The sequence below is a fragment of the Streptomyces prasinopilosus genome (genome assembly GCF_001419695.1).
GTDB classification, from domain to species: Bacteria; Actinomycetota; Actinomycetes; order Streptomycetales; family Streptomycetaceae; genus Streptomyces; species Streptomyces prasinopilosus.
In genome coordinates, this window is sequence record NZ_LIRG01000816.1 from 1 (window position 1) to 4580 (window position 4580).

At 74.2% G+C, this 4580-nt stretch carries 4 protein-coding genes; 3 read left to right on the forward strand and 1 reads right to left on the reverse strand.

Annotated features, from left to right (window positions below; translation table 11 throughout):
• Nucleotides 1–83: 83 nt before the first annotated feature.
• Nucleotides 84–1130: a LacI family DNA-binding transcriptional regulator gene (locus AOK18_RS26950; RefSeq protein ID WP_055696023.1), complete on the reverse strand. Its 1047-nt coding sequence runs from the start codon at nt 1128–1130 to the stop codon at nt 84–86.
• 320 nt (nt 1131–1450) lie between these two features.
• Between AOK18_RS26950 and AOK18_RS26955 the strand changes: the two genes are divergently transcribed.
• The 3 genes from AOK18_RS26955 to AOK18_RS26965 form a co-directional block, all read left to right on the forward strand.
• Nucleotides 1451–2602 carry a Gfo/Idh/MocA family protein gene (locus tag AOK18_RS26955; RefSeq protein ID WP_055696024.1) on the forward strand — a complete coding sequence of 384 codons (1152 nt, stop codon included), beginning with the start codon at nt 1451–1453 and terminating at the stop codon, nt 2600–2602.
• Nucleotides 2599–3750, forward strand: a complete 1152-nt coding sequence (locus AOK18_RS26960; RefSeq protein ID WP_055573575.1) for a dihydrodipicolinate synthase family protein — start codon at nt 2599–2601, stop codon at nt 3748–3750. Before AOK18_RS26955 ends, AOK18_RS26960 begins: the two co-directional genes overlap by 4 nt.
• Before the next feature lie 89 nt (nt 3751–3839).
• The coding region (locus AOK18_RS26965; RefSeq protein ID WP_055696025.1) for a sugar phosphate isomerase/epimerase family protein at nt 3840–4580 on the forward strand (741 nt) is incomplete at its 3' end.

A 4580-nucleotide genomic window follows, 5' to 3' on the forward strand; every position in this document is an offset into this window, starting at 1 on the left:
GAGCCCCGCCTGCTCCACCTCCCCGGACCGGCCTCCCGCTCCCCGACCGCCCGCCCGAACGGAACGGGCCCCGGCCGTCCCGCTCACGCCCGCGGCGCCCCCGAGGACCCCCGCACCATCAACTCGCCCCGTGCGGAGGCGATCCCCCCGGGCGGCGGTTCCTCGCGGCCCATCGCGATGCGGCCGGCCCGCGCCCCCGCCTCGGCGAGCGGCAGCCGCACCGTCGTCAGGGCGGGCACCGCGTCGATGCTGAACGGGAGGTCGTCGAAACCGGCGACCGACACGTCGTCGGGGATCTTCCGGCCGGAGTCCCGCAGTGCCGCGCACGCGCCCAGCGCGACGGAGTCGTTCGCGGCGACCACGGCGGTCAGCGCGGGGTCCCTGCGCAGGAGTTCGAGCGCGGCCTCGTAGCCGGAACGGCGGTCGTAGCGGCCGTGGACGGTCCAGCGGGGGTCCTCCTCGATGCCGTGCGCGGCCAGCGCGGCCCGGTGCCCCTCGAGGCGGTGGCGGGTGGTGGTGCGCTCCTGCGGGCCCGCGACGTAGCCGAGGCGGCGGTGGCCGAGCCCGATCAGGTGCTCGGTGAGTTCCCGGCCGCCGCCGCGGTTGTCGAAGGTCAGCGCGATCGCCCCGGTGCCCGGCGCCGGCGGCCGGCCGCACAGCACCACCCGGGTCCCGGCGTCCGTCAGCTTGCGCAGCTTCGCGTCCATCGCCGCCCGGTGCGGGGCGTCCTCGATGGCGCCGCCGGTCAGCACCACCGCCGCGGCCCGCTGCCGCTGGAGCAGCGTGAGGTAGGTCAGTTCGCGTTCCGGGGAGCCGCCCGTGTTGCACACCACGGCGAGCCTCTCCCCGCCGGCCCGCCCGCCCGGTCCCCCGATCTCGGACTGGATCGCGCTCGCCATGATCCCGAAGAACGGGTCGGCGATGTCGTTCACCAGGATGCCCACCAGGTCGGAGGTGGCGGCGGCCAGGGAGCTGGCGGGGCCGTTGAGCACGTAGTCGAGTTCGTCCACCGCCCTCAGCACCCGCTCGCGGGTGGAAGCGGCCACGGGGTAGTTCCCGTTCAGCACGCGCGACACCGTCGCGGGGGAGACCTGCGCGCGGGCCGCCACGTCCGCCAGGGTCACCGTCATCTCTAGTCCTCCGGTCGCGCGTCTCGTCGTCTCGGCGCCGGCCGCCGTGTCCGGGCGTGTCCGGGCGCGTTCCGGGTGCGGACCCGATGTCCCGCCCCCGACCTGACCCTATGGCCCCGCGCCCACTTGTTCGCCCCCTCGAACAAGTCGGGTTCCCCGCGGTCTTGTCCCGGGCGCCGTCGAGGGGCTAGCTTCTAGAGGTGTAGAAAGCGCTTGCTGTGACGTTCACCAGTCCTCGGACCGCCGGCCGCCGATCGCCGGCCGGCGCGTGACGGGCGGGGCGTGTGCGGCGCGCGGGGACCGCGTACGAAGGGAACGACGTGACACGCAAGACGGTGCGTATCGCCATGAACGGTGTGACGGGGCGGATGGGCTACCGGCAGCACCTCGTCCGCTCCATCCTGGCCCTGCGCGAGCAGGGCGGCCTCGACCTCGGTGACGGCACCGTGCTGTGGCCGGAGCCGGTCCTGGTCGGCCGCCGCGAGCACGCGCTGCGCGCGCTGGCCGACCGGCACGGCCTGGAGCACGTCTCCACCGACCTGGACGCCGTGCTCGCCGACGAGAGCGTCGACGTCTACTTCGACGCCCAGGTCACCTCCGCCCGCGAGGAGGCCCTCACCCGGGCGATCGCGGCCGGCAAGCACGTCTACACCGAGAAGCCGACCGCCACCGGCCTCGACGGCGCCCTGGAACTGGCCCGGCTCGCGAACGCCGCCGGGATCAAGCACGGCGTGGTGCAGGACAAGCTGTTCCTGCCGGGCCTGCTCAAGCTGAAGCGGCTCATCGACGGCGGCTTCTTCGGCCGGATCCTGTCGGTGCGCGGCGAGTTCGGCTACTGGGTCTTCGAGGGCGACTGGCAGGAAGCGCAGCGCCCCTCCTGGAACTACCGCGCCGAGGACGGCGGCGGCATCGTCGTCGACATGTTCCCGCACTGGGAGTACGTGCTGCACGAGCTGTTCGGCCGGGTGCGCTCCGTCCAGGCCCTGACCGCCACCCACGTCCCGCAGCGCTGGGACGAGAACGGCAAGCCCTACGACGCCACCGCCGACGACGCCGCCTACGGCGTCTTCGAACTGGAGGGCGGCGCGATCGCCCAGATCAACTCCTCCTGGGCGGTCCGGGTCCACCGCGACGAACTCGTCGAGTTCCAGGTGGACGGCACCGAGGGGTCGGCCGTCGCGGGCCTGCGCGACTGCCGCGTCCAGCACCGCTCCGCCACCCCCAAGCCCGTCTGGAACCCGGACATCCCCGCCACCGAGGTCTTCCGCGACCAGTGGCAGGAGGTCCCCGACAACGGCACGTTCGACAACGGCTTCAAGGCCCAGTGGGAGCTGTTCCTCAAGCACGTCTACGCCGACGCCCCCTACCACTGGGACCTGCTGGCCGGCGCCCGCGGCGTCCAGCTCGCCGAACTGGGCCTGAGGTCCTCGGCCGAGGGCCGCCGCCTCGACGTGCCGGAGATCGCGCTGTGACCATCGAACTGCCCGACGCGCACGGCCGGCTGCGGACGTACGAGCCCCGCACCGAGCCCCTCGCCCTCACCACCGGGGCCCCCTTCACCTCCCGCACGGTCTTCTCCGCGGCGCACGTCGTCGCCGACCCGTACGCCGACACCACCCCCGACTCGCCCGCCGCCGTCGACTGGGACGCCACCCTCGCCTTCCGCCGCCACCTGTGGTCGCACGGGCTCGGCGTCGCCGAGGCGATGGACACCGCCCAGCGCGGCATGGGCCTGGACTGGGCGGGCGCCGCCGAGCTGATCCGCCGCTCCGCCGCCGAGGCGAAGGCGGTCGGCGGGCGCATCGCCTGCGGCGTCGGCACCGACCAGATCGCCTCCGGCACGCTCGACGAGGTGCGGGCCGCCTACGAGGAACAGCTCGCGCTCGTCGAGGAGTCGGGTGCCCAGGCCATCCTGATGGCCTCCCGCGCCCTGGCCTCGGCGGCGAAGAGCCCGGACGACTACCTGGAGGTCTACGGCCACCTCCTCCGCCAGTCCGCCGAACCCGTGGTCCTGCACTGGCTCGGCCCCATGTTCGACCCGGCGCTGGAGGGCTACTGGGGCTCGTCCGACCTGGACGCGGCCACCGACACCTTCCTGGAGGTCATCGCCGCCCACCCCGACAAGGTCGACGGCATCAAGGTCTCGCTGCTCGACGCCGGGCGCGAGGTGGCCCTGCGCCGCCGCCTGCCGCAGGGGGTGCGCTGCTACACCGGCGACGACTTCCACTACCCCGAGCTGATCGCGGGCGACGAGCAGGGCTTCAGCCACGCCCTGCTCGGCATCTTCGACCCGCTCGGCCCGCTGGCCGCCCAGGCGGTGCGCATGCTCGACACGGGCGACACGGACGGCTTCCGCGCCCTCCTCGACCCCACCGTCGAACTGTCCCGGCACCTCTTCCGGGCGCCCACCCGCTTCTACAAGACGGGCGTGGTCTTCCTGGCCTGGCTGGCCGGCCACCAGGACCACTTCGCCATGGTCGGCGGCCTGCAGTCCGCCCGCTCCCTGCCGCACCTCGCCCGCGCCTACGAACTCGCCGACGGCCTCGGCCTGTTCCCCGACCCCAAGCTCGCCGAGGACCGCATGCGGACCCTGCTGCACCTGTACGGAGTGACGCCGTGACCGACGCCGTGACCGAGCCGGTGGCCGGCTCCGCGACCGATCCCGTGACCGGGCCCGCCGACGGCCTCGCGCGTTTCAGCATCAACCAGATGACGGTCAGGCAGCTGTCGCTGCCGGAACTCGTGGACGCCTGCCGCGACCTGGGCGTCCCCGGCGTCGGCCTGTGGCGCGAACCCGTCCAGGCCTACGGAGTGGGGGCCGCGGCGAAACTGGTCCGGGACGCCGGCCTGACGGTCGCCACCCTGTGCCGGGGCGGCTTCCTCACCGCGGTCGACCCCGCGGAGCGGGCCGCCGCCCTGGCCGACAACCGCCGCGCCGTCGACGAGGCCGCCGCCCTGGGCACCGACACCCTGGTCCTGGTCTCCGGCGGCCTCCCGGCCGGCTCCAAGGACCTGCGCGGCGCCCGCGAACGCATCGCGGACGCCCTGGCGGAGCTGGGCCCGTACGCCGAGGAGCACGGGGTGCGCCTGGCCATCGAGCCGCTGCACCCCATGTTCGCCTCCGACCGCTGCGTGGTCTCCACCCTCGCCCAGGCCCTGGACCTCGCCGAACGGTTCCCGGCCCGGCAGGTCGGCGTCACCGTCGACACGTACCACGTCTGGTGGGACGACACGGCGCCCGCGCAGATCGCCCGCGCCGGCGCCCAGGACCGCATCCACACCTTCCAGCTCGCCGACTGGACCACCCCGCTGCCCGAGGGCGTCCTCAACGGCCGCGGCCAGCTCGGCGACGGGAGCATCGACATGCGGGAGTGGCAGGGGTACGTGGAGGCGGCCGGCTACACCGGTCCCATCGAGGTCGAGCTGTTCAACGACGCCCTGTGGGCCCGT

Excerpts from the sequence above, each read along its gene's own strand:
- AOK18_RS26950 (WP_055696023.1), bottom strand. The coding sequence starts at position 1,130 with ATGACGGTGACCCTGGCGGACGTGGCGGCCCGCGCGCAGGTCTCCCCC.